A 25504-nucleotide genomic window follows, 5' to 3' on the forward strand; every position below is an offset into this window, starting at 1 on the left:
TGTCGGGTGACATCGGGGCCGTGAGGCGACGCATCCGGCCGCCCACCTGCCGCGTTGGAGTGATGGACAGTCAACTGCCCGTGATCCGACACCTTCCGGCGTCGACAGGGCGACGATCACCACGGCGCGGTTCTTCACCCCGAGGGGCACTGAGGTGGAGGGGCTGGTGAGGACGTACGCGTCGTTCGCGCCGGCGTTCTTCTTCCGGCCGGTGGGCGCCGCGCTGTTCGGCCGGATCGGCGACCGGATCGGGCACCGTCCGGTGCTGGTCCTGGTGGCCGCCCTGATGACGGCCGCGACGACCCTGATCGGCGTCCTGCCCACGTACGAGACGATCGGCGCCCTCGCGCCCTGGCCGCTGCCCTTCCTCCGGGTACTCCAAGGTCTGTCCTCCTGCGGGGAGTTTGGGGGCGCGGTGCCGGTGATGGCGGAGTTCGCGCCACCGGGCCGCTGCGTGGGCTGTACGGGTCGTCGGATTCGGCGGCGGCATGACCGTCGCGGGGGCGATTGGGGCGGCGAGGGCGTGAAAAGCCGTCGCTTCTCATCCGCTTCTCACTCCGGCCTCATACGGTTGCCCCATGACGCAGGTGACTCCTCCCGGCTGGTACCCCGACCCCGGCCAGACAAGTGACGCGCCCCCCACCGAGCGCTGGTGGGACGGCAAGGCATGGACGGACCAGATCCGGCCCGCGGGCCAGGCCGCAGGGTTCGGTCCTCCGGCCTACGCGCCGGGGGCCGGACCGTATCCGCCGGGGACGGGGGCATATCCCGGGCACCCGGGGTACCCGGCCGCGGCTCCTCGACGCGGCCTGCGCACCGGGATAGCCGTCGCCGTGGCGGCGGCGGTCCTGGCCAGCATCGGGGTCGGCGTGTACGCCCTGGCCGGCAACGGCGGCGACAGCGGTACGACGTCCCGTGGCCCCGGTGGACAGGACGGCCAGGGCGGTGCCGACGGCGGCCCGGGTGGTCAGAGCCCTGCGCCCGACGGATCCGGGCAGCCGCCGCAGACCGAGGAGGGGTACGCCACCGACACGGTCAGCGGCATCAGCATCCCGGTGCCCGACGGCTGGGTCACCTCGCCCCTGCGGATCGGGGCGCAGGTGACCACGGAGGCGTCGTACGACTGCCCGGCCGACAAGTCGAAGACGTGCACGCGCGGTGGTGCCTACTCGATGCCCGCCGAGTTGCTGGAGCTGAAGGCCACCACAGCCGAGGCGGCGGCCAAGGAGGACATCCCCAAGAACGCCGAGGACGCCTACGGCGCCGAGGGCTACGGGAAGATCACCTCGCACGACGAACTGGCGTCCAAGGCCGTCACCGTGGCCGGTGAGAAGGGCTATCTGGTCCGCTGGAAGGTGGTCACGAGCAAGGGCGACGACGGCTACGTCGAGTCGCTCGCCTTCCCCTCCCCCGCCGACTCCTCACGGCTCGTCGTGGTCCGCTTCGGCATCGACGTCAGCGACGAGGCGCCCGAGCAGTCGGTGATCGACGACATCACCAAGGGGATCAAGAAGGCGTCGATCAGCGGCGGCGGCAGCGGCCAGGACGTGTGACTCTGCCCGCCCCGAACGACCTCCACCTCGAACGAGTCGGCCGGGTGGGGTGCCTCTCCGCTCCGGAGGAACCCCACCCGGCGGGGGGTACGCGCCGCCCCCGTCCCCACGGTGCGGCGCGATCAGGTCATCGCCGGGGCAGACCAGCGGACGGCTGCCTGAGTCACGGTCGAGGCCCGGTGCGGGGAGCACCGCCGGCTCCTCGGTGATCAGCACGTGGCAGGAGTGGGGACGGGGGTGTCGCCGTACTCCTGGGGAACGGCGAGGCCGTGGTCACCGAGTTGCTTCGGGCGCTCGGCCGGCGCCTCGGGGTGGGCGTCGGCGTGCTCATGCGGTGACGCTCCCCGCTGGGTCCCGCGGCGGTCGGCCGCCTCAGATGGAATGGTCGGCCCTGAGGCCTTCGATGTCGGCCGTGCTGTAGCCCAGTTCGGCCAGGATGCCGTCGGTGTGCTCGCCGGCCGCGGGGACGGGGTCCATGCGCGGCGCGACTCCGTCCAGATCCGCGGGGGGCAGCAGCGCGGGCACCATGGCTCCGCCGGGGATCCGTACGTCCCGCCAGCGGTCGCGTTCGGCGAGTACGGGGTGGGCGAGGAAGTCCTCGACGTCGTTGACGCCAGCGTTGGCGATGCCCGCCGCGTCCAGCAGGTCCATCGCCTCCCCGCTGTCCAGTCGGCCGAACCGCTCGGCCACGATCGCGTTCACCTCCGTACGGTGGGCGACGCGGGCGGACCCGGTGGCGAACCGGGGATCCGAGACGAGCCCCGGCAGCCCGAGGAACCGTTCGCACAGGGCGGCCCATTCGCGTTCGTTCTGGATGGAGAACAGCACGTCCTTGCCGTCGGCCGCGGTGTAGGCGCCGTACGGGGCGATCGTGGCGTGCTGAGTGCCGACGCGTGGGGGCTGGGTGCCGCCGAACCGGGTGTAGTACGCGGGCTGGCCCATCCACTCCGCCAGCGCCTCGAACAGCGAGACCTCCACAGCGTGTACGGCACCGGTGGTGGCCCGGGTGAACAGGGCGGTGAGGATGCCGGAGCAGGCGTACATGCCGGCGGCGATGTCGGCGACGGACACGCCCACGCGGGCGGAGCCGTGTGCGTTGCCGGTGAGGGAGACCAGGCCGGTCTGGCACTGCACCAGCAGGTCGTACGCCTTGCGGTCGGCCCAGGGGCCGCTGGAGCCGTAGCCGGAGATCGAGCACGGGATGAGGGTGGGGAACCGCTCGGCGAGGGCCTTCGCGCCGAGGTCCATCCGGACTGCCGCGCCCGGTGCCAGGTTCTGCACGAACACGTCGGCGCCGGCGAGCAGCCGTTCCAGGACGGCCCGTCCCGCGTCCGCCTTCAGGTCGAGTGTCAGGGACTCCTTGGACCGGTTGAGCCACACGAAGTAGCTGGACTCACCGTGCACGGTGGTGTCGTAACGACGGGCGAAGTCTCCTCCTCCGGGGCGCTCCACCTTGATCACCCGGGCGCCGAGGTCGGCGAGCTGCCGGGTGGCGAAGGGAGCGGCGACGGCCTGCTCGATACTCACGACGGTGATGCCGGCGAGCGGCCGTGCTTCGGGGAGCTCGGTCATGGGGTTGGCCTCCAGAAGGGGTGGTCCCGCGCGGGGAGTGCCATTCAATAGCAGTCACGCAGGCGCCTGTGGGACAGCAGCTCGCCATGACGTGGGCGAAGCCCCGGCGGTGGCAGTCGAAGGAGGTCCGCGGACCCTGACCGGTGGTGAAGCGGCAGAACGGGTCGCCGGCGTGCGAAAGCACGCATACCCGGGCCGGAATGGGCAACCCGGGGAGGGAGACGCACAGCTGGGCAGGCCCCGGCCGCGGCACCCCACCATGGCGTTCCAGGGAGGTCTCACGGTGAACCGACCCTGGCAGGAGGCGTCTGGGCGACAAGACATACAAGTAGAGGGGCACGGAGATGGAATGGTGGATCTGGCTGATCATCGCACTCGCCATCCTTCTGGTTGTCGCGGCCTTCGTCGTGTCGCTTCAGGCACGGCGTCGCTCCGGTGGTGTCATCGCCCAGGGGCGTCGGCAGCAGGGACGAGGAGGAGGGCAGCAGCGGTGACCGCTTACATACGAGCAAGTGAGATCGCCAAGAAGCCGGTGGTCACCCTGTCGGGGGAGGACCTCGGGCAGATCAAGGACCTCGTCTTCGATCCCGGGACGGGCAGCATCAGGTGCTTCACCCTCGCGGGCCGGGGCCTGCTGGCAGGAAAGCTCCACCGTGCCCTGCTGTGGGAGAAGGTCCATTCCCTGGGGCCGGACGCGGTCATGGTGCGCGACGAAAGCGCACTGGAGGACGACGACGCAGCCGCCCGGTCGGACGCCAAGGAGTCGGGCGGGGGCGACGTGCTGGGTGTCACGGTCACCACCCGCGGCGGCACACGGCTGGGGACTGTCACCGATGCCGTCGTCGAGACCGGCAGGTCACCGGTGGTGGCGGGCTACGAGATCGAAACCGCCGAGCGTCGCCACGTTCTGCTGCCCGTGACCGGGCCGGTCACCGTCTCCGGCGAACGTGTACTCGTTCCGGACGCCACCGCGCAGCACAGCGCCGGCGACCTGGGCGGGTTCGGTGCCGCCGCAGAACACCTGCGCGACCATCTCCAGGACGACCCGCAGGAGGACTGACCGATGTTGTTCACCAAGGCCCAGGGCCGAGCCGTCATGGACCTCACCACAGCCCAGACCGTGGGAACGGTCGCCGCGTGCACCGTCGCGCCGTCGCCCGCGCGCATCGCCGGACTGCGTCTCAAGACCCCGGGCCGTCGGCACCACACGCTGGACTGGAACGACGTGCGGTCGTTCGGCCCCGACGAAGTCGCCGTCGACGAGGCCGGTCGCATCCGGGACGAGAAGTCCATCGATCCCGGCGACGACACCCACGCGACGCACGACCCCATCGGGAAAGCGGTACTCACCGAGACAGGACTCGACCAGGGCACCGTGCTCGACATCGAATTCGACGGGAACACGGGACACATCGCCCACCTGCTCACCGACAAGGAGCAGATTCCCGGTGACGCTCTCCTCGGAGTGGGCAGCTACGCGGTCGTGGTCGCCACCCCGCAATGACGCCTCGGGGCGCTCGGCTTCCCCGCCTCCCCCACAAGGCCCGGTGCCTCATCCGGTACCTCCGCCTCCCTCACATGGCCCGGCGCCGCCAGGCGGACGAGGACATCAGCCAGGAGGTCACCCGGCTGATGTCCGAGGAGGTGACGATGCCGGCCAGGCGGCCTCCCTCCAGTACGAGGGCGCGGTGGACGGAGCCTGCCTGCAACTCGGGCACGAGCCGCGCCAGCGGATCGTCGGGGCGGGGGGTCGGCAGCTCGTCGACCGGCACCATCACGTCCGCGACGGTACGGGAGGCACGCTCCGGCTCCGTGACCGCGTCGGCGTCCTTCAGGGTGACCAGACCGACCGCGGTGTCCCCGTCGTCGACCACGGGGAAGGCCGAGTGACGGTAGCGCAGACGCGGGTCGGCGAGGAACTCTCTGACGGTGCTGGCGGCCGGGACGGTCACCGGGTCCGGCGTCATAGCGTCGCTCACCGGGATTCCGCCCAGCAGTTCGCGGAGCCGTGCCTGCCCGCCTTCCGCCGTGGCCATGGCGATGACGAACCAGCCGATGATCACCAGCCAGATGCCGCTGAAAACGGCTCCGAAGAGGACGAGATACACCCCGATGCCGACCAGCAGCCATCCGAGCACCCGTCCCGCGGCCGTGGCCACGGCGGTGGCGCGCAGCGGGCTGCCGGTCTTCCACCACACGATCGCCCGCAGCAGCCGGCCACCGTCCAGCGGCGCGGCGGGCAGGGCGTTGAAGATAGCCAGCAGGATGTTGATCGCCGCCAGCCAGGCCAGCGCCCCCACTGCGAGACCCGCGTCGGACAACCCGGCCAGAAGCCCGGCCGCCACAGCGAACAGCCCCCCGAGCACCAGGCTGACCAGCGGTCCCACGCCGGCAATGCGCAGTTCCGCCCCGGGGGTGGCTGCCTCGTTCCGGAGCCGGGCGAGTCCGCCGAGCAGCCACAGGGTGATGCCGTCGACGGACACACCGTTGCGGCGGGCCACCAGCGCATGACTGAGCTCATGAGCCAGCAGCGACAGCAGGAAGACCGCCGCGGTCACCGCTGAGGCAGCCCAGTACTGCCACACCGGTCGATCCGGATGGGCTTCCCGGAAGCCGCCCTCTGCCAGCCCCACCAGGATCACGCCGAAGATGACCAGAACACTCCAGTGCACGCCCACCCGGATACCGGCCACGCGGCCCAGTGAGAACGTCGCCCGCACAGCAGCCACCTCCCTCCTTCGTCCCCGACGGGCCGGCCCCGGGTCGGCGGGAGCGCCGAACTGGTCACGCGGACGCGGTCAGCCCCGTGTTCAGGGCGCAGTGCTCCGGTGCTCGGGTTCTATCAGGGCGAGCCCGAGATCCGGGTGGTAGACCTTGGCGAGCGGAGGCCGGACGCTGCGCACGATCACCTCCAGGGTGGGCCAAACCTGGCCATGCAGGAGGTGGCCGCCCCGAGTCCGACCGTCAGACATGCCGAGGACGGCATGCAGGTGCGGCGTCGGCCCGTCGTCACCGTCGGCGATGTCGCCCACCAGGGACAGCACCTCGCACTGCTCGCCCACGGGGATGGGCCGGTAGTCGTGCGTCTCCCGGTCGAACCACCCCACCACGGCGCCCTCGAACGCCCCCACAGCGGTGATCTGTGCCGCGCGGATGTCGTGGGTCCGGGCGAAGTCCGTCAACGCCTGTACGGGTTCCTCGCCCGGTTCGAGCACGACAACGTGCGTGGCACCCCGGACGTCGTCGAGTCGTTGCCATCTCATGCGCCGCCGGGTACCCACCCCTCCCACCGATACGCGGTGTGCCCGCAGCCGGATTCTCCGCTTGCGGACCCCGCAGAAGGCGCGGCCGTTGGGCCAGGCGCTCCCGGCGGCTCCGGCTTCCGGCGTGGTGACCTGGTGACCGGCGTGGTCCGCCCCCCGATCCGCCGCCCTTGCGGAGCCTGCGCTCACGGTCGCTTCTGGCGGCGCTGATCGGTGTACGGCGGGGGCCTGGACATGGAGGCCCCGACGGGCTCGGCGTCGGCCGTCCCGACTCGCCTCACGGGCGATCACGGCACACTTGCTCAAGGCCGCCCTTCGAGGACGTCGGAGATTGCGGGCGGAGCCAGCCCGTTCGGCTGCAGCGGCTCCTGTTTGCCGCCGGGTGACGACAGGACCGCGGTGAGCAGCATTCCGAGGACGGCCACGGCGACGAACACCACGACGATCACGGTGGTCCATGAGCGACTGTCGCCGCCGTCTTCGGGCCGGTCGGCCGGGTCTTCCTCGACGGCCTTGTCCGTGGCCCGGTCGTCAGTGCTGTGGTCCGTGAGCCGCTCGTCGACTTGTGCCGTGACGCGTTCGCCGGCCAGGTCGGTGAACTGACTGTTGATGGCGTTGATGCGCTGTGCCAGTTCGGGGTCGTCACGCGCGAGACGCCGTTCGATCCGGGCGAAGGCCTGCCTTTCGTTCATCGCGGAACTCATACCGGTCACCTCGTTGTTGAGTGGCGAAAGCCCGCAGACCCGTCTCACGGAGAGTGGTCATGGTGACTTCTTCGCGGTGGCAGGGGTCTGGTCGGACGGGCGAAGCATGTCGACCAGGCGCAGCACCTCCATGGGGAGCGGGAAGATGAGCGTGGAGTTCCGTTCCTCGGAGATCTCGGCCATGGTGGACAGAATCCGCAGGTGCATGGCCGCCGGGTGGCCTTCGAGGCGGTCGGCGGCGTCGGCCAGGGTTTCGGCGGCCTCGTATTCGCCTTTGGCGTGGATGACCTTGGCGCGCCGGTCGCGCTCGGCCTCGGCCTGGCGGGCCATGGCACGGCGCATGGGCTGGGGCAGTTCGACGTCCTTGACCTCGACGAGGGTGACCTTGACGCCCCAGGGGTTGGTGACGCGGTCGATGATCTGCTGCAGCCGTTGGTTGATCTCGTCCCGGTTGACCAGCAATTCGTCGAGATCGATCTGGCCGAGGATGCTGCGCAGGGTGGTCTGGGCGACCTGCGAGGTGCCCTTGACATGGTCCTCGATGGCGACCACCGAGCGATTGGGGTCGACGACGTTGAAGTAGGTGACGGCGTTGACCCGTACGGTGACGTTGTCCTTGGTGATGACGTCCTGGGGCGGGATGTCCATCGTGACGGTCCGCAGGGAGACACGGACCATTCGGTCGACGAAGGGAATGATCACGAAGAGGCCCGGCCCCTTGGCTCCGATGATGCGTCCGAGACGGAAGATCACTCCGCGTTCGTACTCGGGAACGATCTTGACGGCCATGAGCAGGAGCAGCAGCGCGACGGCCGCCGCGACGATGATGCCGGTCAGTGCGCCGTTCATGTTTCCTCCTCCGTGGGATCCCGGCCCTCGCCGGGTGAGGATGCGCCCTCGACGACGAGGTCGAGTCCCTCGCGGGCCACCACGCGCACGCGCCTCCCTTCGGCCACCGGGGCATCGCGTCCGCGTACCGTCCACCACGCTCCGTCGAGCAGGACCTGACCGGCACCGCCCTCGATGCGCGAGACCACCGCCTCGCGCCCCACCAGTGCGTCCTCGCCGCCCAGCGTGGGAGCGCGGCGTGCCCGCCAGGCGAGGCGGCCCGCGATGAGTGCGCCGCCTCCGACGACCAGTGCGGTGGGCCAGAGAACGGCCGGATCGACGCGGAGCTCCCCCTGGAACAGCAGGATCCCCGCCATCACCAGCGAAGCGGTCCCCCCAGCGGCGAACACGCCGACTCCCGGCGTGAGGACTTCGCCGACGAACAGTCCGGCGGCCAGCAGGAGCAGCAGCAGGCCTCCGGCGTTGAACGGCAGCACACTCAGCGCCACGAAGCCGAGGACCAGCAGGATGCCGCCGACGATGCCGGCGAAGCCGATGCCCGGCGCGGCCAGCTCGTACAGCACGGCCAGGGTTCCGATCGACAGGAACAGGAACGCCAGTTCCGGGCTCGCCAGCCACTGGCGCAGGTTGCCGAAGAATCCCAGGTCGTGCTCGACGACCCGGGCGTTCGACGTGTGCAGCTCCACTTCGCGGGTGGCGTCCTGCGGTCCCACGACGACCGTGCGTCCGTCCAGGTCGTCGAGCAGGGCATCCCTGGAGGGGGCCACAAGGTCGACGACGTCGTCCCGCAGGGCCTCCCGGTCGGCGACCGATGTTCCGTCACGCACCATGCTCTCGGCGAACTCGGTGTTCCGGTCACGGCGCTCGGCGATCGACACGGCGAACGCGGCGGAGTCGTTGACGACCTTGTCGCTGGCCTCGTCCCCCTCCCCGGTCACCGGTGTTCCCGCGCCGATGTGTGTGCCGGGTGCCATCGCGGCGATGTGCGCGGACATCGTGATGTAGGCGCCGGCCGACGCCGCCCTCGCACCCGAGGGCGTCACGTAAGCGATGACCGGCACGGGCGAGGACAGGAAGTCCTGCACGATCTCCCTGGTGGAGACCAGCAGCCCGCCCGGTGTGTCGATCTCCACCACGTACGCGGCGTGACCGTCTCGTTCCGCGGTGCGCAGTCCCTCCTCCAGATGATCCGCGATGACCGGCGTGATCGTGTCGTCCACCTGCGTCACCAGCACACGCGACTCCTGCGCCGCACCGGCGGCGGGCAGACCGAGCACACACGCCAGGGCGACCAGGAGCGCCCGGGCGAACATCCCGGCCATCGACCGAGGGCCGCAGCCAGCCACCGCATCCACTCCCTTCCGACGCCTCTTTTTCCGGAACTGAACCTTCCGTTTCGACGCCGTAGCCGAGTACCCCTCTGCGGCGCGTGAAGCGCACGGGGTGCGGGGAACTCGGCCATCGCGGATGTGGCCGCCCTGGCGAGTCTTGGCAACGAAGGGCGCAGCAGCCGTACGGGGGGTGTTTCGAACGGCCCCGCCTCCGGTTCGTCGCCGTGTCGGCGGCGGAGGCTGCTTTGGCCGCTTGGATCGGCCGGCGACTCCCGGATTCGAGACGGCCGTCGTCAGGATTCCGCCAGGAGTCGCTCCTCTTCCGGCAGAACCATCACCGGCATTCGGCAGGCCGGACCGGGCGCGGGTTCCCGGACGAGTCGTCCGCCGGCGGCCGGGGCCTTCCATCCGGCGCGCTGACGGCTCGGAGGCGCGTTCCGGTGGCGCCGTCGGCAAGAGGCACATGGAAAGCGTGGCGCTCATCCCGTGGCCACCAAGGCCTCCGTCCCCACCCGCCCGGCCAGGGCGCGACCTCGGCCGTCACCGATCAGTCCGTGGTGCGACAGGAAGGTGACCCTCGCGGCGTGTGGTGGCTGCCAGAGCACCACAAGAATCGCCACAACATGCCCGAATCGCCACACCAGGGGATAATCGACGCATCGTGGCGACGCGTGACCGTCGCCCCCACTGACAACGAACAGGCAGGTCGGTCCATGTCGAAGAAATCACGTTCGTCCGAGTCGCGGCACGGCAAGGGCCCCGGCCGTCACCAGGGCGCCGGGCAGCACGGCTGGTCGCCCGATGTGGATGAGACGCGCCAGCAGGACAACCCGAGCGCCCACCGCTCCTTCCATACCGCTGAAGAAGCCGGCGACAGAGGCCGGGGCCGGACGAAGTCCGCGGAGGAGACGAAGTCCGTTCCCGGTGACACGGTCGAGAGTCGCGGTGCGCGCGGCGAGGAGCACGGTGACGCGTCCGAGGAGGGCAGGCGCGGCACCGGACGCAAGGGCCGCTCCCAGCGCCCCAGCGGCACGAAGGACGCTTCCGCCACGACCGGCGTGGACCCACAGGACCCGCCGTCCGGGCGCCGGGCGGACTGACGGTCCGATCGGCGCCCGGAGGACCGGCTCCTCGACGGGCGACGCCTCCGTCAGCAGATCCGCGGCAGTTGCTCCCCGATCGGCAGATCGACCACCCGCGTTCCCCCGAGGCCGGTGCGGGCCACGACCATGCCGGGATGCGCCTCGACGGCCTCACCGATGATCACGGAGTCCGCGCCCAGGGGGTGCGCTCGCATCGCCTCGAGGACGGCGTCGGCGTGCTCGCGTGGTACGAAGGCCACCAGCTTGCCCTCGTTGGCGATGTACAGGGGGTCCAGTCCGAGGATGGCGCAGGCGTTGACCACGGCCGACGGGACCGGGACGTCGCGTTCCCGGATGACCACCCCGGTGCCGGAGGCCTCCGCGATCTCGTTGAGCGCGGCCGCCAGGCCCCCTCGGGTGGGATCGCGCAGCACGTGCAGATCCGGGGTGACGGCGAGCATGGCGTCGACCAGGCCGCCGAGCGCCGCGCAGTCGCTCTTGATCTCCACTTCGAACTCCAGGCCCTCGCGAACGCTCATGACCGCCACCCCGTGGACACCGATGGTGCCGCTGACGATCACGACGTCGCCGGGGACGACCCGCTGAGGACGCAGATCGACGCCCGCGGGGACGAGACCGATGCCGGCCGTGTTGATGAAGATCCCGTCGCCGTGGCCGGACTCCACCACCTTGGTGTCGCCGGTGGCCACCTCCACACGGGCGGTGCGCGCGGCCTCCCCCAGCGCCTCGGCCACCCGCGTGACCACGTCCAGCTCGACGCCCTCCTCCAGGATGAATCCGCAGGAGAGGTAGGCGGCACGGGCGCCGCTCATGGCGAGGTCGTTGACGGTGCCGTTGACCGCCAGGTCGCCGATGCTTGCGCCGGGGAAGAACAACGGCCGCACCACGTAGGAGTCGGTGGAGAACGCCAGCCGGGCACCACCCAGGGAGAGGACGGCGGCGTCACCCATCTGGGCGAGCACGTCGCCCCCGAAGGCGGGGGCGAAGATCTGCCGGACCAGTTCGGCGGAAAGGGCCCCGCCACCACCGTGGCCCATGACGACGCGGGGCAGGTCGCGCACCGGTGCCGGGCAGGTCCACGCTGCGGGGTCCGGGGCGGGGACGGGGAGATCGGTGGTGTCAGACAACGGGGCTCGCCTCCCGGGCCTTGGTGGCGGGCAGGTCCAGCCGCCGGTAGAGGTAGTACGCCGCGCAGGCGCCCTCGCTGGAGACCATGGTGGCTCCCAGGGGGGTGCGAGGGGTGCACAGGGTGCCGAAGGCCTCGCACTCGTGCGGCTTGAGCAGCCCCTGCAGGACCTCTCCACTGCGGCACTCGGCGGGTTCGGCCGTCCGGATTCCGCCGACCGCGAAGCGGTACTCGGCGTCGTGGTCGCGGTACTTCGACGACAGCCGCCAGCCGCTGTCGGGGATCACCCCGATGCCGCGCCAGGCGCGGTCGGTGACCTCGAAGACATCCTCCAGCATGGTCCGGGCGGCCGGGTTGCCCTCCGGGCGAACCGCACGGGCGTAGGCGTTGTCGACGGTGTGCTCACCGCGTTCCAGCTGGCGGACGGCCCGGCGCACACCTTCGAGGATGTCCAGTGGTTCGAAGCCCGTCACGACGATCGGAACGCGGAAGCGCTCGGCGAGTTCCGGGTACTCCCCCACGCCCATCACGCTGCAGACGTGCCCGGCCGCGAGGAAGCCCTGCACCCGGCAGCTCGGCGACGACATGATCGCCTCGATGGCCGGTGGCACGCGGACATGGGACACCAGCATGCTGAAGTTCTCGATGCCCAGCTTCCGGGCCTGATGGACCGTCATGGCGTTGGGAGGTGCCGTCGTCTCGAAGCCGATGCCGAAGAACACCACCTCACGGTCCGGGCTCTGCTGGGCGATCCGCAGCGCGTCCAGCGGCGAGTAGACGACGCGTACGTCACCGCCTTCCCCGCGGACCTGGAACAGGTCCCGTCCCGTGCCCGGCACGCGCAGCATGTCACCGAAGGAACAGAAGACCACTTCCGGCCGGGAGGCGATCTCCAGAGCCTTGTCGATGACCTCCAGCGGGGTCACGCACACCGGACAGCCAGGCCCGTGAATCAGCTCGACCTCCTCCGGCAGGAGCTGGTCGATGCCGTGGCGGATGATGCTGTGCGTCTGCCCTCCGCACACCTCCATCAGGGCCCACGGCCTGGTCACCGTGGCGTGGATGTCGTCGAGGAGCCGGCGTGCCAGCCCCGGGTCCTGGAACTCGTCGATGTACTTCACGACTTGCGCACCTCTTCCACCGGGTCCACGCCCGCCTCCATCGCCGCCGTCTCCCAGGCATCGCCGAACTCCTCCTGCAACATTCCGAGTTCGGCGAAGAGATCGAGCGTCTGCCGCGCCGACTCCTCGTCCAGCCGTTGCAGGGCGAAACCGACGTGGACGATGGCGTACTCGCCGACCTGGAGGTCGGGCAGGTACTCCAGGCACACCTCCTTGACCACGCCGCCGAAGTCGACGGTGGCCATCCGGGTGCCGTCCCGTTCCTCGATGTCCATCACTCTGCCGGGTACCGCCAGGCACATGAGCCTCTCCTCGCTGTGGGACGCGCGTGGGTCAGTCGGTGGGAGCGGACCGGGCGGCCACCATCAACTGGCCCAGCGCCAGACCCCCGTCGTTGGGCGGCACCAGGTGGTGCCGCAGGACCGTGAAGCCGTCCTCGCGCAGGGCGGCGGCGCAGGCCGAGGAGAGCGGCGTGTTGGCGAACACGCCTCCCGTCAGGGCGACCGTGTCCAGCCCGTGCCGCTCGCGCGCCCGCGCGCAGATCCGGTGCACCAGACCGGTCACGCCCCGGTGGAAGCGCGCCGCGACCAGCGCCGGCCCGGCGCCCGCCCGCAGGTCGCCGACGATCGCCGCGAGCACGGGTGCCGGATCGGCCCGCACGACGGCGCCTGCGTGCTGCTCCGACGTCCGAAGGGCGAAGGCGTACGCGGTGGTGTCCTCGGCGGGCGCGCGCAGCGCCGCGCCCTCCAGCTCGACGGCGGCCTGTGCCTCGTATCCGGCTCGGTGGCACACACCGGCGAGGGAGGCCACGGCGTCGAAGAGCCGGCCCATGCTGGACGTGGGGACGCAGTTCAGGCCTCGTTCCAACTGCTGTTGCAGGAGGCGGAGTTCATCGGGCGGGCAGGCGGCCGTACAGGCGAGGTCGGCGGACCATTCGATCCCGGCCGCCCTCAGATGGGACAGCGCCATGCGGTACGGTCGGCGCACCGCGGCGTCGCCACCGGGCAGCGGGACGTACGCGAGGTGCCCGAACCGGGTGAAGCGGTCGTAGTCCGCGAGCAGGAACTCCCCGCCCCACACGGCACCGTCGTCGCCGTGGCCCGTGCCGTCGAAGGCGACGCCGATCACGGCCCGGGAGCCGTCCAGCCGGTGCTCGGCCATCGCGGCGGCGACGTGCGCGTGATGGTGCTGGACGCGTACGACGGGCCGATGTGCGGCGTTCCGGTCGGCCCATCGGGCGGAGCGGTAGCCGGGATGCCGGTCGGACACCAGGGTCTCGGGCCGCACCCCGGTGAGGGACTCCAACTGTGTCGCCGCGTGCTCGAAGGCCCGCTGCGTGGCGACGTCGTCCATGTCGCCGATGTGCGCCGACAGCCAGGCTCGGCGGCCCGCCCCCAGACAGAAGGCGTTCTTCAGGTCTCCGCCGACGGCGAGGGCCGGCCGTACGGGCAGCGGGAGGGAGACCGGCAACGGCGCGTAGCCACGTGAGCGGCGGATCACCAGCGGTTCCCCGTCGCAGACGCGGACCACGGAGTCGTCGCACGGGACGTGGATCGGCCGGTCGTGCGTGAGCCAGGCGTCGGCCAGGTGCGCGAGCCGCTCCAGCGCCTCGGTGTCGTCGGTGACGATCGGCTCCCCGGACACGTTACCGCTGGTCATGACGAGCAGCCGGGGGCCGTCCGGGTCGCCGGGCAGGCCGAGCAGCAGATGGTGCAGGGGCGTGTACGGCAGCATCACGCCGAGGTCGGGGCTGCCTGGCGCGACGGCCTCGGCGGGCCGCGGGTCCCCGGCGCCGTACGACGGGTGCGGGCGCCGCCTCACCAGGACGACCGGCCGGGCCCGGCCTTCGAGCAGGCTCCGCTCCTCGAGACTCAACCGGACGAGGTGCCGGACGTCGTCCGCGGTCCGGGCCATGACGGCGAACGGCTTGTCCCCGCGCGCCTTCCGGCGGCGCAGGAGGGCGACCGCCGCCTGGTTGGTGGCATCGCAGGCCAGGTGGTAGCCGCCCAGGCCCTTCACGGCCACGATCGCGCCCCGCGTCAGCAGCGTGCGGGCCTCGGTGACCGGGTCCGCCCCGTCGGGACTCCTGGGCCCTGGCTCATGGGCGACGAGCAGCCGCAGACGTGGCCCGCAGGCCGGGCAGGCGACCGGCTGCGCGTGGAATCGGCGGTCGGCCGGATCCGCGTACTCGCGGGCGCAGTCGGGGCACATCGCGAAGCCGGCCATGGTGGTGTTGGCCCGGTCGTACGGCACACCGGTGACGATCGTGAAGCGCGGGCCGCAGTGGGTGCAGTTGACGAACGGGTGGCGGTACCGCCGGTCCGCCGGGTCGGCCAGCTCGGAGAGGCAGTCGGCGCAGGTGGCGGAGTCCGGGGAGACCAGGGTGCGCGCGGGCCCGTCGGCGCGGGAGGTGAGGATGGTGAACGCGGTGCCGCCGGCCGGAGGCACCTCCCGGTGGTGCACGGACTCGACGCGGGCCAACGGAGGTGCCTGGGCGGCGATCCGGTCACAGAACCGGGCCACGGCCGAGGCGGTGCCCTCGACCTCCACGACGACGCCGTCCGGCGTGTTGGCCACGTGACCGGCCAGGGCGAGTTCGGTGGCGAGGCCGTACAGATAGGGCCGGAAGCCCACGCCCTGCACCACTCCCCGGACAATGACCCGGCGACGTAGCGGAGTGTCCCCGGCGACGGTGGCCGGGGCCTGCGGACCGCTCACGAGTGGGTGTGGGCCATGGTGCCGGTGGCCTCCGGGTGCGCGTGGGTGTGACCGTGGTGGTGGGGCGGGCGGGCCATGACCGGCGCGTGGAGGGGTGCGCCGTCCGCGGCTGCCATCGCCCTGTCGAGCAGCGCGCCGACGCCCTGCCCCCGACGTGCCGAGGTCAGGACCACCTCGACTCCGGGGTTGACCTGCTCCACATGCGCGCGGAACAAGGCCTCGTCGAACTCGACGGCCTCGGCGATGTCGGTCTTGGTGACCACGACCAGGTGGGCGAGACCGAAGGCGGTGGGGTACTTGAGCGGCTTGTCCTCCCCCTCCGTCACGGAGGCGAGGGTGACCCTCAGCGTCTCCCCCAGGTCGTAGGAGGCCGGGCAGACCAGGTTGCCGACGTTCTCCACGAACAGCAGCCGGGTGTCGTCGGGCAGCCACCCGTCCAGGTGCCCGGCGAGCATCCCCGCTTCCAGATGACACAGTCCGTCGGTGAGCACCTGCTTGACCGGGACACCGGAACGCGCCAGGCGTGCCGCGTCATTCTCGGTGGCTAGATCGGCGCTCAGCGCCGCGACGGGAACGGACCGCTCCCGTGCCCGCAGCAGTTCGCCCTCCAGCAGTGCGGTCTTGCCGCTGCCGGGACTGGACAGCAGGTTGACGACCGCGGTGCCTCGGGCGGCGAGGCGGGCACGCAGTTCGTGGGCGCTCGCGTCGTTCCTCGCGAGTACGGTCCGGCGCAGATCGACGACTCGGCACATGGTTCAGCGCTCCTCCGGGATCGGTTCGTGGGCGGGCGTGGGAGCGGGGTCGCCGTCCTCCCAGTGCACGTCGAGGATCTGCAGTTCCCGGCCCGTGAGCAGTTCGGTGCGTGTCCCGCCGCACTCGGCGCAGGTCAGCCGGGGTGGCATGCCGACGGCCCATTCGTGGGCACAGGGCGTGCACCGGGCCCGCCCCGGCACCGCTTCGGTGACCAGTTCGGCACCTTCCAGCGGGGTTCCGGCGCAGGCCAGTTCGAAGCAGAAGGCGAGCGCATCGGGTACGACTCCGGCCAGTTCGCCCACCTGGAGCCGTACCGACCGCACCGCCGTGACGTCTCCGGCACGCGTGGCGGCCTCTGCCACCTGGTCCACGACGGCCAGCGCGACGGACATCTCGTGCATGACCCTCCGTCCTTGCGCAGCCTGCCTCCGGTCGGGCTTCATTAGAGGCGCGCGCATCCGGGGCGCACGGCCCGGCACGCCGTCGCCTGGCCGCAGGTACGCCGTTCGACGCAACGGCACGGCGCCACCGGGCGGCGCCCGTGGTTCACATCCGTCGGATCCGCAGGTAGCGCCTCAGGTCGGGAAGCACCTGGGCGCCGAGAGCGACCATGGCGGCGAGGGCCGCTCCGCCGATGACGATCTTCTTCATCCCGTCTCTCCTCATGTCGAGATCTCCCCGGCCGTGGCCCGCGGCGCGGACTCTCCCGGCTCCCCGTCGTGCAACAGCTCTTCGATCAGCCGGACGGCCTCCGGTACGGCGTCGGACACCGGCGCGCTGAGACCGATGCGTTCGTCCACCGAGGCCGGTTCGCATCCGACGACCAGGACGCGGCGTGGTGGCGCGCCGCCGATCCCGGCGCAGAGGGTGCCCAGGAGCGCCAGGACGGTGTCGGGGGTCATCCGGTGGCCGTCCAGCGCGGGGGCGCCGGGCGAAGGGCTCCGGCCGCCGACGTCGTGTTCGATCACGTACAGCGTGCCGGGGGCTTCGCCGCGTGCGGTGGCGTCCACGAGGACGAGGGTGTCGTAGCCGTCCAGGAGCTGGTAGGCGAGGTGCACCCCACGCACGCCGATGTCCACGACCTCGATGTGTCCGGGCAGGTCGCGCCCGGCGAGCCGGCGCACGGTCTCCACGCCGAAGCCGTCGTCTCCGAGGAAGATGTTGCCGATGCCCGCCACGAGAGTCCTTGGGCCTGCCGGTGGGGGAAGGTTCATGCGTCGTCCTCCAGCGGTGTGACCTCGTCGGGCTGGAAGTACAGGAACCGTCCCTGCTCGCGGCGGATGTCGGCGCCCGGGTCGCCCTCGACCGTGACCGCCAGGTGCACGCCGCCGTCGACGTCGTGCAGCACCGCCTCGACCTTCGCGGTGCGGTCCCGCAGGAAGATGTCCTGTGCGTCGGTGCGCCGCAGGCCCGGGTGCAGCTCGACGCGGCTGCCCTTGCCGACCGACCGGCCGTCGACCACCACACGATCGTGCGCCGGGTCGAAGCCCGCCTCGCTCGCGGGATCCCACCAGGGGGTGTCCGGCCGCCGCACCCCGTACTCGTCGGGGAAACCGCCGTCCGATGCTGCGGGGTCCGGTCCGGTCACCTCGCGCAGGCTCCGCACCGCCCCGTGCAGACGCTCCAGCACCTCGGGCGGCATCGAGTCCGCCAGCTCGATCACGGCGGCTGCTCGGTCGTCGGTGCCCCGGGCCTCGCGTTTCTCCTCGTCGGTGAGGGCCGCGGTGCGCAGCGCGAGGATCTCGTCGATCTCGGTTGCGTCGTAGAGGGCACCGGGGCTCTCCGGTGCGATGGCCGGATGGTCCTCCAGGATGATCGGCGAGGACAGCACGAGGTCGGCGCGACCGGGTTCGCCGGCGAGTACGGGCCAGGTGTGGAGGTTGCGGCAGGCGGCGACCGCGCCCTTGGCCCACTCGGGGGGATCGGTCATCGACAGGAACGATCCGGAGCTGAGGGCCATGAGGAGGTGGGTGGCCATCAGGGAGTGCGGCAGCGCCTCGTCCCGGTCGGCGCCGCGGCCCCCTGGCTTCCAGTCGCTGGTGTTCTCGACGACGGCGGTCAGCCGCAGGGCCCGATAGGGGCCGTCGAGTTCGCGGGCGGACAGCCGGATCGTCCCGCTGATCCCCTCGCACCGCCGGACCAGTCGGCCCACGGTCCGGCCGGCCGCGTCCAGCACGGGTGCGGTGCCCTCCTGGGCCGGGCGTCGGAAGGCATGGGTGACGCCGTCGCCGAGGAGTTCGTCCACCGAGGCGACCACCTCGACGCGTTCCTCGCGTCCCTCGTCCCAGGGCACCAGCACCCGGTCGTCGAGGCGGAGCTCGGCGACCGTGTCGAAGCCGCCGTCCGGGCGGGCCCGCTGCACCGTGCGCCGTCGGGCGTGCAGGAAACGCACCTCGACCGAGAGGGTCGCGCCCGCCTTCGGTTCCATCAGGCATTCGGTGTGCTGGAAGTCGTGCTCCTCGCACTCGGCGCCCCAGCCTGGCGGCACGAGCACCCCGAACTGCCAGCGCAGCCGGTTCTTGGCGGCCGAGGCCCGGTACGGGTAGAGCACATACCCCTCGAAGAGGACGGCGTCGGCCACCTGCCGGGCGAGCGCGAACCGCTCCTCCGTCTCGGGGGCGAACGCGGTCAGGGTCACGGATCCGTCCTTCCGGTGGTGCCGGTGAGCGCGCGGAAGGGGTCGCTCCGGGGCGGGTCCGCGGCCCCGCCGGCGTCCAGCAGTGCGTTGAGGGCGGCTTCCCATGAGGGCAGGGCGTGCCGGGAGCGGTAGGCGAGGAGGGCGTCCATGGTCTCGCGCGGAAGCCGGATCCAGCCGCACCCGGGGAAGTGCTGCTCCACCATCTCCCGCCAGGTGGCGACCGGCAGCCGGAAGGCCGCCTCCCGGTCCCACGGGACCGGCTCGACCTGGAATCCGCCGGCTCCGGTGAACGCCGTGCCGGAGAAGAGCATCAGCAGTGGCGCCTCACCACCGGTGAGGGCGGTGAGGTAGCGGGTGGCGGCGATGTCCATGTCGTAGGTGCAGGGCACGACGAGGTCGGCTTCGGTCTCTCCGGTGAAGCCGGGGACCATGAGCGAGACCTGGGCGAACTGCACCGGCTGGAGCGTGCTGCCCCAGCGTGAGCGCTCGCCGAAGAGGTCCGCCAGCCCGTCGGCCTCGACGGGCTCGTAGCCGCGGCGGGCGGGTTCGACGCGGATCTGGCAGCGCAGCGCGAGGGCGTGCACGCGTGCGTTGCCGGCGGCGGTGACGCGCAGCCGGAAGACGAGGGTCGGACCGGCGGCGTACCGGTCGGCGCGGACGCCGGTGCAGGCGAAGGAGAACTCGGTCACGGCCGCACCGCCTCGTCCACGGGCCGGGCGCGGCGCGAGACGTCCGCGAAGAACGCGTCCAGAGCGGCACGGGCCTCGGCTCCGCCGTCGAAGCCCTGCCACAACAGGCGCATGCGGCCCACGAGTTCGTAGCAGATGTCGATCGGGACGAGGTGACACTCGCAGCGGCCGTCGGTGCGGCGCAGCAGCAGCGCCTCCACGTCGGGTTCGAGCAGTTCGGCGAGACGGCTGCCACCGAGGACCGCTGTCCACGTGGCCGGTTCGAGTTCGCTCTCGGTGGCTCCGGCCGGGCTCGGGTAGAGGGCGACCAGCCGGTCGAGTGCCGCGTTGCGGAAGAGGAAGGCGACGCCGACCGGGATCTGCAACGCGCCCCACGCGTCGTCGTCGAGGCGGTGTGCGGGGTCGGTGAGGTAGCGGGCGGGGACCGTGCGGAAGCGGCCCGCGGCGGCGCCAGGCTGTTCCATCAGCAGCGCGCAGGCGGTGCAGGCGCAGACGAGAGCACGTTTCTCGGTGTCCACCAGGTGGCGGTGGTCCGCTTCCGTCACGGGCACCGCGCACAGTTCACATCGCTCGGGCCGGGGCGGACGCTCGGTGAGGTATCTCCGCAGCCCGGAGGGGCGCGCACGCCGGGCGGGCGCCTGGGACGCGCTCACCGGGTCCTCGTCGGTGCCGGACCGGTACCGATCTGGAGCAGCGCGGGCCCGGCGGGCTCGGTCTGTACGTCGACGGCCCTGACCTCCGGTGCGAAGCAGGCGAGCGCGGCCTCCGCGGCCTCCCGGGCGCCCGCTCCGGATCCGGATCCGCAACCGCAGCCGCCGGTCTCCCGGGCCCGCAGCGTCAGGGTGCCGCTCTCCTCGTCGAAGTCCACGACGTCCAGGGCGTGTTCCCGGACGCTGTCGAGGGCCCGGACGACGCGGGTGTCGCGGTCCTCGGGATGCAGGTCGTGCAGGACGAGCAGGCCGGCGACCAGTTCGTCACCGAGCAGTGCATCCGAAGGCGCTCCGGGGGCGGAGGACAGCAGACGGAGGATGCGGGCCAGGCCGGCACCGTAGAAGTCCATGAGGGACCGGACGAGTTCCTCCGCCGCCGCGGCGGCGGCCGGGTCGCCGCTCGCGGTCAGTCGTTCCAGCACCTCCTCGACACGGCGTCCGGTCTGCTCCGCGTCGACCGGCGCCACCGCCGTCACCGCGCTCATCCGCCCAGTCCGCTCAGGCCGGTGGGCACGTGCATCGACTTCACCGTCTTGCCGCCGCCGACGTACATGTGGACGCCACAGGGCAGGCAGGGGTCGAAGCTGCGGACGGTGCGCATGATGTCGATGCCCTTGAAGTTCTCCGGGGTGTTCTCCTCGAAGATGGGGGTGTTCTGCACGGCGTCCTCGTACGGGCCCGGCGTGCCGAAGGTGTCTCTGGTGCTGGCGTTCCAGGGGGTCGGCGGATACGGGTGGTAGTTGGCGATCTTGCGGTCGCGGATCACCATGTGATGGGAGAGCACGCCCCGGACCGCCTCGGTGAAGCCGACGCCGATGCCCTCGTCCGGGACCTCGAACCTCTCCCAGGTCTGGGTGCGTCCGGCCCGGACCTCCTCCAGGCCCTTCTCCGCGCAGTGCAGGGCGACGGCGGCGGCGTACGCCTGGAAGTACGTGCGGGCGCGGTTGCGCTCCAGCGCGTTGGACCACTTCGGGATCTTCCACTCGAAGGTGGTCTCCGGCTTGGTCATGGTGCGGGGCAGGTTGATGACCACGCTGTGGCCGGTGGCCTTGATGTACCCGATGTCGACGAGTCCGGACAGGGCGGTGGACCACAGGCGGGCGATGGGGCCGCCGCCGGTGTCCAGGGCGAGGTGGTCCTTGCCGTCGAACCAGCGGGGCGACATCACCCAGCTGTACTTGTCGTCGAAGTTCCGCTTCTGCGGGGCGGGGATGGTGTGCTGGTTCCACGGGTGGCGCGGGTCCACCGGGTTGCCGAGCGGGTCGTGGGTGACGAACTGCTCCTGGCCCTGCCAGTCCTCGTAGTAGGAGCTGCCCAGCAGGATGCGGATGCCGAGGTTGATCTCGGTGAGGTCGCTGGTGACGAGTTCGCCGTCGACGACGATGCCGGGTGTGACGAACATGCGCCGGCCCCAGTCCGTCATGTTCGCGTAGGTGAAGTCGCAGTACTCGGGGTCGTTGAGCGCTCCCCAGCAGCCGAGCAGGACACGTCGGCGGCCCACTTCCTCGTAGCCGGGCAGCGCCTCGTAGAAGAAGTCGAACAGGTCGTCGTGCAGGGGCACGACGCGCTTCATGAACTCCACGTAGCGCATCAGCCGGCTGAGGTAGTCCGTGAAGAGCTGCACGGAGGCGATCGTTCCGACGCCGCCCGGGTAGAGCGTGGAGGGGTGCACATGGCGGCCCTCCATGAGGCAGAACATCTCCCGCGTGTAGCGGCTCACCTGCAGGGCCTCGCGGTAGAACTCGCCCTCCAGGGGGTTGAGCGAGCGCATGATGTCGGCGATCGTGCGGTAACCGTGCTCCGCGGCGTGCGGGGCCTCGGTGCGCTCGGCGAGTTCGAGGACACCGGGGTTGGTCTCCTTGACCATCTTCTCGCAGTAGTCGACCCCGACCAGGTTCTCCTGGAAGATGTTGTGGTCGAACATGTACTCCGCGGACTCGCCGAGATTGATGATCCACTCGCCGAGGTGCGGGGGCTTCACGCCGTACGCCATGTTCTGCGCGTACACCGAGCAGGTGGCGTGGTTGTCCCCGCAGATCCCGCAGATGCGACTGGTGATGAAGTGGGCGTCGCGGGGGTCCTTGCCGCGCATGAAGACGCTGTAGCCCCGGAAGACCGACGACGTGCTGTAGCACTCCGCGACCCGCTTCTGCTTGAAGTCGATCTTCGTGTGGATGCCGAGGCTGCCCACGATCCGTGTGATCGGGTCCCAGGCCATCTCCACCAGGCCGCTGCCGTCGCCGGACGCCTTCGTCGTCGGTGCCATCTGTGTGCCGTGCCCTTCGTTGCGCGGGAGGTTCGTGTGGGGGGTGCACGAAGCAAGGAGCGGACTACTTGCGGCGGATACTCACCACGGGGGTCGGTATCCAGTGGTGATCTTGTCTCCGGTGCGGCGCCACTTGGGCTCCTTGTCCACCGTCCTGGCCGTGATCGACCGCAGCTTGCGGACCACGGCGCCGTAGGCTCCGCTGGCGTTGCTCGACACCTTGGCGCCGGGTGGCTCGTCCATGAACGGCATGAACTTGTCGGGGAAGCCGGGCATGGTGCAGGCGATGCAGATGCCGCCGACGTTGGGGCAGCCGCCGATCCCGTTCATCCAGCCGCGCTTGGGCACGTTGCACTTGACGACCGGGCCCCAGCAGCCGAGCTTGACCAGGCACGTCGGCGAGTCGTACGACAGGGCGAACTGGCCTTGTTCGTAGTAGCCCGCGCGGTCGCAGCCCTCGTGCACGGTGGCCCCGAAGAGCCAGGTGGGACGCAGTTTGTCGTCCAGCGGGATCATCGGGGCGGCGCCGGCCGCCTGGTAGAGCAGATAGGTGAGCGTCTCGGAGAAGTTGTCGGGCTGGATCGGACAGCCGGGGACGCACACGATGGGGATGCCGGCGTGGGACTTCCAGTCCCAGCCGAGGTAGTCCGGCACGCCCATCGCGCCGGTCGGGTTGCCCGCCATGGCGTGGATGCCGCCGTAGGTGGCGCAGGTGCCGATGGCGACGACCGCCAGTGCCTTCGGGGCGAGCCGGTCGATCCACTCGCTGGTGGTGATCGGCTGACCGGTCTCCGGGTTGTCGCCGAAGCCGCACCAATAGCCCTCGGGCTTGATCGCCTCGTTGGGGATGGAGCCCTCGACGACCAGGACGAACGGGTCGATCTCGCCGCGCTCCCCCTTGAAGAACCACTCGATGAACGTGTCCGAGCCGCCGACCGGGCCGCACTCGAAGTCGATGAGCGGCCAGTGGACGGCGATCTTCGGGAGCCCCGGCAGCGCACCCAGCACGATCTCCTCGATGGTGGGCTGCATGGCCGCCGTCAACGCGACCGAGTCGCCGTCGCAGCTCAGCCCCGCGTTGATCCAGAGAATGTGGATCGTGGGTGTCTCGTCGGCGGGCGCGCCGCCTGCGTCCGCGGCATCGACTGTGCCCGGCGTCGCCTCAGTCATGGGACCGCCTCCTGGGGAGGTAAGGGATGAAGGCCTGTATTTCGACCGTCAGCCTTCTTCGTATCAGTCGTTCGCCCGTGACGAGACGTCATCGGGGGCCGTTCCGGTGACATGCGCGGCAGAGGGCATCGGAGCCGTTCGCGCAGCCGGGGCCGGACCGAGGTGCGGCGGGGTGCGCGGTGGTCGCTCCTTGTGGACGAAGGAGCGACGCAGAGCGTGATACGGGGCGTCCGGGTCGTCGAAGGTGCGGCGCATCCGGACCAGCTCCCGCTCGCGGAAGCCGGCGAGCGGGGTCGCACTCTCCAGCCGGTCCAGCTCCGTCTTCTTCGCGGTGATCCGTGACGCCGTAGCCGGACGTGAGGCCAGTCGCGCGGCCAGGCCGCCGACCTCCCCCGCGAACTCGCCAGGACCACATCCGATCACGCGGTCGACGAGCCCGAGGCGCAGTGCGCTCGCCGAACTCACCGGCAGAGCCTCACGCATGAGCCGCTCGGCGGTCGCGGGACCCACCCTGCGTGGCAGAGTGCGCGTCCAGTACTCCGAGCCGTACAGGCCCATCAGACGGTAGTGAGGGTTCAGCACGGCGCCCGAGCGGCACCACACCTCGTCGGCCGCCAGGGCGAGCATCACCCCGCCCGCCGCGGCGTTGCCCGCGACCGCCGAGACCACCAGCCGGTCCGTCGTCGTCAGGACCGCCTCGACCAGGTCGTCGATGGCGTTGATGTTCGCCCAGGACTCGGCAGCGGGGTCGTCGGCGGCCTCGATGACGTTGAGGTGGATCCCGTTGGAGAAGAGGTCCCGTTCGCCGCCCAGCACCAGCACAGACGTGGGCCGCGCGCACGCTTCCCGGTAGGCGTCCAGCAGGCGTCGGCACTGCTCGGTGCTCATGGCGCCGCCGGGGAAGGAGAACGAGAGGAAGCCCACGTTCCCGTCCTCCCGGTAGCGGATGTCCGTCCAGGTACGGTGCCGCACCTCGGGCAACGGGGGCAGGGCATGCTCGGGCAGCGGCGGCAGCCGGTCGCCCAGTGCCCGCACGGCAGGCAGTTTGAAGGTGGAGGGCTGCCCGGACCCGCGCCGGGGCCGTAGCTCGGGGATCCACACGGCGCCGTCCTTGGTGGCCCGGCAGAGCGCCCCGGCGCGGGTGGCCAGCAGTTCGCCCGGACGGCCGCGCAACACGCTCTCGGGGTGACCGCCGTGCAGATACCACTCACCGCCGAGCAGCACGTCCAGCACACCGGGCTGCGAATCCGCTGCCCTCAGCTTGCGCAGGACGTCCTGTGTGGAGTCCTCTGTCCAGTCGATCCGCCGGACGCTCTGGTCGAGGTACGGACGCGTGCCGACCGTATCGTCGGCGTCCTGTTGGCGCGGTGCGTGGGTTCCCCCGGCGAAGCGCTCCACCGCGAGCATGACGGCCTCGAGCGCGGCGTCGGCGATCTCGCCCCGGTACAGCTCGCTCTTGGACACCTGAGGAATCCGACACGGTACGCAGGCCCACACGTCACCGGCGTCCATCTCCCCGTCGGCCTGCAGGACGGTGACGCCCCACTGTTCGACGCCCTCGTGGATCGCCCAGTCCAGGGAGGACGGCCCGCGGTCGCCCATGGGCCCCGGATGGACGACGAGGCACGTGTGCGCCGTCCACACCTCCTCGGGAATCGCCGTCTTCAGCATCGGCGCCACGATGAGCTGCGGTGCGTGCCGCCGCACGGCTTCCGGCAACGGGCTGCCGGGCAGGGCGAGTTCCACCGCCACCGTGTGGCCACGGTCGCGCAGTTCGGCGTGGAGGCGCTGGGTGAGGCTGTTGAACGCGCTGGCTAGGAGCAGGATGTGCACGGCTGCCTCCGGGCGGACGAACGGCAGGCAGGGATGACCGCCGACCGCGATCCTCGGCCACGGCGGCCTGCCGTCACCGGCGGCAGACGGTGACGTCATCCGAAA

25 protein-coding genes and 1 pseudogene are annotated in these 25504 nt (G+C 71.2%); 6 read left to right on the forward strand and 20 right to left on the reverse strand.

Going from position 1 to position 25504, the window contains the following annotated elements; translation table 11 throughout:
• Positions 1-109: 109 nt before the first annotated feature.
• Together WBG99_RS03445 and WBG99_RS03450 are read left to right on the forward strand one after the other, a co-directional pair.
• Positions 110-471, forward strand: a pseudogene (locus WBG99_RS03445) (MFS transporter); the annotation flags it as partial.
• A 107-nt stretch (positions 472-578) separates the two neighbouring features.
• Positions 579-1553, forward strand: a complete 975-nt coding sequence (locus WBG99_RS03450; RefSeq protein ID WP_338894896.1) for a DUF2510 domain-containing protein — start codon at positions 579-581, stop codon at positions 1551-1553.
• A 372-nt stretch (positions 1554-1925) separates the two neighbouring features.
• Here the strand turns inward: WBG99_RS03450 and WBG99_RS03455 are convergent, their stop codons facing one another.
• Complete coding sequence (locus WBG99_RS03455; protein WP_338894898.1) at positions 1926-3125, reverse strand: CaiB/BaiF CoA-transferase family protein; 1200 nt, start codon at positions 3123-3125, stop codon at positions 1926-1928.
• 344 nt (positions 3126-3469) lie between these two features.
• Here WBG99_RS03455 and WBG99_RS03460 point away from each other — a divergent pair, with 344 nt between their 5' ends.
• The 3 genes from WBG99_RS03460 to WBG99_RS03470 are packed head-to-tail and all read left to right on the forward strand — an operon-like array spanning position 3470 to position 4629.
• Complete coding sequence (locus WBG99_RS03460; RefSeq protein ID WP_338894900.1) at positions 3470-3619, forward strand: hypothetical protein; 150 nt, start codon at positions 3470-3472, stop codon at positions 3617-3619.
• On the forward strand, positions 3616-4185 hold the full coding sequence (locus WBG99_RS03465) for a PRC-barrel domain-containing protein (protein WP_338894902.1): 570 nt from the start codon (positions 3616-3618) through the stop codon (positions 4183-4185). Before WBG99_RS03460 ends, WBG99_RS03465 begins: the two co-directional genes overlap by 4 nt.
• Positions 4186-4188: 3 nt before the next feature.
• Positions 4189-4629, forward strand: coding sequence for a PRC-barrel domain-containing protein (locus WBG99_RS03470; protein ID WP_338894904.1), 441 nt, complete (start codon positions 4189-4191; stop codon positions 4627-4629).
• 70 nt (positions 4630-4699) lie between these two features.
• Here the strand turns inward: WBG99_RS03470 and WBG99_RS03475 are convergent, their stop codons facing one another.
• The 5 genes from WBG99_RS03475 to WBG99_RS03495 all read right to left on the reverse strand — a co-directional run bounded on the left by WBG99_RS03475 (position 4700) and on the right by WBG99_RS03495 (position 9263).
• Entirely contained in the window at positions 4700-5854 is a 1155-nt protein-coding gene (locus WBG99_RS03475) for a site-2 protease family protein (protein ID WP_338894905.1), read from the reverse strand.
• Positions 5855-5935: 81 nt separating this feature from the next.
• Positions 5936-6388 (reverse strand): PPC domain-containing DNA-binding protein, encoded by a 453-nt coding sequence (locus tag WBG99_RS03480; protein WP_338894906.1) that lies wholly within the window; start codon positions 6386-6388, stop codon positions 5936-5938.
• 302 nt (positions 6389-6690) lie between these two features.
• On the reverse strand, positions 6691-7092 hold the full coding sequence (locus WBG99_RS03485; protein WP_338894907.1) for a hypothetical protein: 402 nt from the start codon (positions 7090-7092) through the stop codon (positions 6691-6693).
• A gap of 57 nt (positions 7093-7149) precedes the next feature.
• Positions 7150-7941 (reverse strand): slipin family protein, encoded by a 792-nt coding sequence (locus WBG99_RS03490; protein WP_338894908.1) that lies wholly within the window; start codon positions 7939-7941, stop codon positions 7150-7152.
• On the reverse strand, positions 7938-9263 hold the full coding sequence (locus WBG99_RS03495; RefSeq protein WP_338894910.1) for a nodulation protein NfeD: 1326 nt from the start codon (positions 9261-9263) through the stop codon (positions 7938-7940). The genes WBG99_RS03490 and WBG99_RS03495 overlap by 4 nt, the downstream gene beginning before the upstream one ends.
• 722 nt (positions 9264-9985) lie before the next feature.
• Between WBG99_RS03495 and WBG99_RS03500 the strand changes: the two genes are divergently transcribed.
• On the forward strand, positions 9986-10372 hold the full coding sequence (locus WBG99_RS03500; RefSeq protein WP_338894912.1) for a hypothetical protein: 387 nt from the start codon (positions 9986-9988) through the stop codon (positions 10370-10372).
• A gap of 50 nt (positions 10373-10422) precedes the next feature.
• On the opposite strand, the gene hypE is transcribed toward WBG99_RS03500, so the two are convergent.
• The 14 genes from hypE to WBG99_RS03570 form a co-directional block, all read right to left on the reverse strand.
• Entirely contained in the window at positions 10423-11502 is a 1080-nt protein-coding gene (hypE, locus tag WBG99_RS03505; protein WP_338894914.1) for a hydrogenase expression/formation protein HypE, read from the reverse strand.
• Entirely contained in the window at positions 11495-12622 is a 1128-nt protein-coding gene (hypD, locus tag WBG99_RS03510) for a hydrogenase formation protein HypD (RefSeq protein ID WP_338894916.1), read from the reverse strand. Before hypD ends, hypE begins: the two co-directional genes overlap by 8 nt.
• On the reverse strand, positions 12619-12924 hold the full coding sequence (locus WBG99_RS03515) for a HypC/HybG/HupF family hydrogenase formation chaperone (RefSeq protein WP_338894918.1): 306 nt from the start codon (positions 12922-12924) through the stop codon (positions 12619-12621). Before WBG99_RS03515 ends, hypD begins: the two co-directional genes overlap by 4 nt.
• 31 nt (positions 12925-12955) lie before the next feature.
• Positions 12956-15340 (reverse strand): carbamoyltransferase HypF, encoded by a 2385-nt coding sequence (hypF, locus tag WBG99_RS03520; protein ID WP_338894920.1) that lies wholly within the window; start codon positions 15338-15340, stop codon positions 12956-12958.
• Positions 15337-16092, reverse strand: a complete 756-nt coding sequence (hypB, locus tag WBG99_RS03525; RefSeq protein ID WP_338894922.1) for a hydrogenase nickel incorporation protein HypB — start codon at positions 16090-16092, stop codon at positions 15337-15339. The genes hypF and hypB overlap by 4 nt, the downstream gene beginning before the upstream one ends.
• A 3-nt stretch (positions 16093-16095) precedes the next feature.
• A complete protein-coding gene (locus WBG99_RS03530; protein WP_338894923.1) occupies positions 16096-16494 on the reverse strand; it encodes a hydrogenase maturation nickel metallochaperone HypA in 399 nt (132 codons plus the stop codon).
• Positions 16495-16755: 261 nt separating this feature from the next.
• Complete coding sequence (locus WBG99_RS03535; RefSeq protein ID WP_338894924.1) at positions 16756-17307, reverse strand: hydrogenase maturation protease; 552 nt, start codon at positions 17305-17307, stop codon at positions 16756-16758.
• Positions 17304-18731, reverse strand: coding sequence for a hypothetical protein (locus WBG99_RS03540; RefSeq protein WP_338894926.1), 1428 nt, complete (start codon positions 18729-18731; stop codon positions 17304-17306). The genes WBG99_RS03535 and WBG99_RS03540 overlap by 4 nt, the downstream gene beginning before the upstream one ends.
• Positions 18728-19420 (reverse strand): DUF6084 family protein, encoded by a 693-nt coding sequence (locus tag WBG99_RS03545; RefSeq protein ID WP_338894927.1) that lies wholly within the window; start codon positions 19418-19420, stop codon positions 18728-18730. Before WBG99_RS03545 ends, WBG99_RS03540 begins: the two co-directional genes overlap by 4 nt.
• Positions 19417-20073, reverse strand: coding sequence for a DUF5947 family protein (locus WBG99_RS03550; RefSeq protein ID WP_338894928.1), 657 nt, complete (start codon positions 20071-20073; stop codon positions 19417-19419). Before WBG99_RS03550 ends, WBG99_RS03545 begins: the two co-directional genes overlap by 4 nt.
• Complete coding sequence (locus WBG99_RS03555; RefSeq protein WP_338894929.1) at positions 20070-20615, reverse strand: hypothetical protein; 546 nt, start codon at positions 20613-20615, stop codon at positions 20070-20072. Before WBG99_RS03555 ends, WBG99_RS03550 begins: the two co-directional genes overlap by 4 nt.
• A complete protein-coding gene (locus tag WBG99_RS03560) occupies positions 20612-22396 on the reverse strand; it encodes a nickel-dependent hydrogenase large subunit (RefSeq protein WP_338894930.1) in 1785 nt (594 codons plus the stop codon). The genes WBG99_RS03555 and WBG99_RS03560 overlap by 4 nt, the downstream gene beginning before the upstream one ends.
• A gap of 81 nt (positions 22397-22477) precedes the next feature.
• Positions 22478-23566, reverse strand: coding sequence for a hydrogenase expression protein HypE (locus WBG99_RS03565; protein WP_338894931.1), 1089 nt, complete (start codon positions 23564-23566; stop codon positions 22478-22480).
• Positions 23567-23629: 63 nt separating this feature from the next.
• Positions 23630-25399, reverse strand: coding sequence for an enoyl-CoA hydratase-related protein (locus tag WBG99_RS03570; protein WP_338900195.1), 1770 nt, complete (start codon positions 25397-25399; stop codon positions 23630-23632).
• Between the last annotated feature and the right edge of the window lie 105 nt (positions 25400-25504).

Origin of the sequence: Streptomyces sp. TG1A-60, assembly GCF_037201975.1 — a bacterium.
Taxonomy (GTDB): Bacteria; Actinomycetota; Actinomycetes; order Streptomycetales; family Streptomycetaceae; genus Streptomyces.

Excerpts from the sequence above, each read along its gene's own strand:
- WBG99_RS03530 (WP_338894923.1), bottom strand. The coding sequence starts at position 16,494 with ATGCACGAGATGTCCGTCGCGCTGGCCGTCGTGGACCAGGTGGCAGAG.
- WBG99_RS03460 (WP_338894900.1), top strand. The coding sequence starts at position 3,470 with ATGGAATGGTGGATCTGGCTGATCATCGCACTCGCCATCCTTCTGGTT.
- WBG99_RS03455 (WP_338894898.1), bottom strand. The coding sequence starts at position 3,125 with ATGACCGAGCTCCCCGAAGCACGGCCGCTCGCCGGCATCACCGTCGTG.
- WBG99_RS03480 (WP_338894906.1), bottom strand. The coding sequence starts at position 6,388 with ATGAGATGGCAACGACTCGACGACGTCCGGGGTGCCACGCACGTTGTC.
- WBG99_RS03500 (WP_338894912.1), top strand. The coding sequence starts at position 9,986 with ATGTCGAAGAAATCACGTTCGTCCGAGTCGCGGCACGGCAAGGGCCCC.
- WBG99_RS03490 (WP_338894908.1), bottom strand. The coding sequence starts at position 7,941 with ATGAACGGCGCACTGACCGGCATCATCGTCGCGGCGGCCGTCGCGCTG.
- hypB (WP_338894922.1), bottom strand. The coding sequence starts at position 16,092 with ATGTGCCGAGTCGTCGATCTGCGCCGGACCGTACTCGCGAGGAACGAC.
- WBG99_RS03565 (WP_338894931.1), bottom strand. The coding sequence starts at position 23,566 with ATGACTGAGGCGACGCCGGGCACAGTCGATGCCGCGGACGCAGGCGGC.
- WBG99_RS03485 (WP_338894907.1), bottom strand. The coding sequence starts at position 7,092 with ATGAGTTCCGCGATGAACGAAAGGCAGGCCTTCGCCCGGATCGAACGG.
- WBG99_RS03560 (WP_338894930.1), bottom strand. The coding sequence starts at position 22,396 with ATGGCACCGACGACGAAGGCGTCCGGCGACGGCAGCGGCCTGGTGGAG.
- WBG99_RS03535 (WP_338894924.1), bottom strand. The coding sequence starts at position 17,307 with ATGAACCTTCCCCCACCGGCAGGCCCAAGGACTCTCGTGGCGGGCATC.
- WBG99_RS03470 (WP_338894904.1), top strand. The coding sequence starts at position 4,189 with ATGTTGTTCACCAAGGCCCAGGGCCGAGCCGTCATGGACCTCACCACA.
- WBG99_RS03495 (WP_338894910.1), bottom strand. The coding sequence starts at position 9,263 with ATGGCCGGGATGTTCGCCCGGGCGCTCCTGGTCGCCCTGGCGTGTGTG.
- WBG99_RS03515 (WP_338894918.1), bottom strand. The coding sequence starts at position 12,924 with ATGTGCCTGGCGGTACCCGGCAGAGTGATGGACATCGAGGAACGGGAC.
- WBG99_RS03450 (WP_338894896.1), top strand. The coding sequence starts at position 579 with ATGACGCAGGTGACTCCTCCCGGCTGGTACCCCGACCCCGGCCAGACA.
- WBG99_RS03555 (WP_338894929.1), bottom strand. The coding sequence starts at position 20,615 with ATGAGCGCGGTGACGGCGGTGGCGCCGGTCGACGCGGAGCAGACCGGA.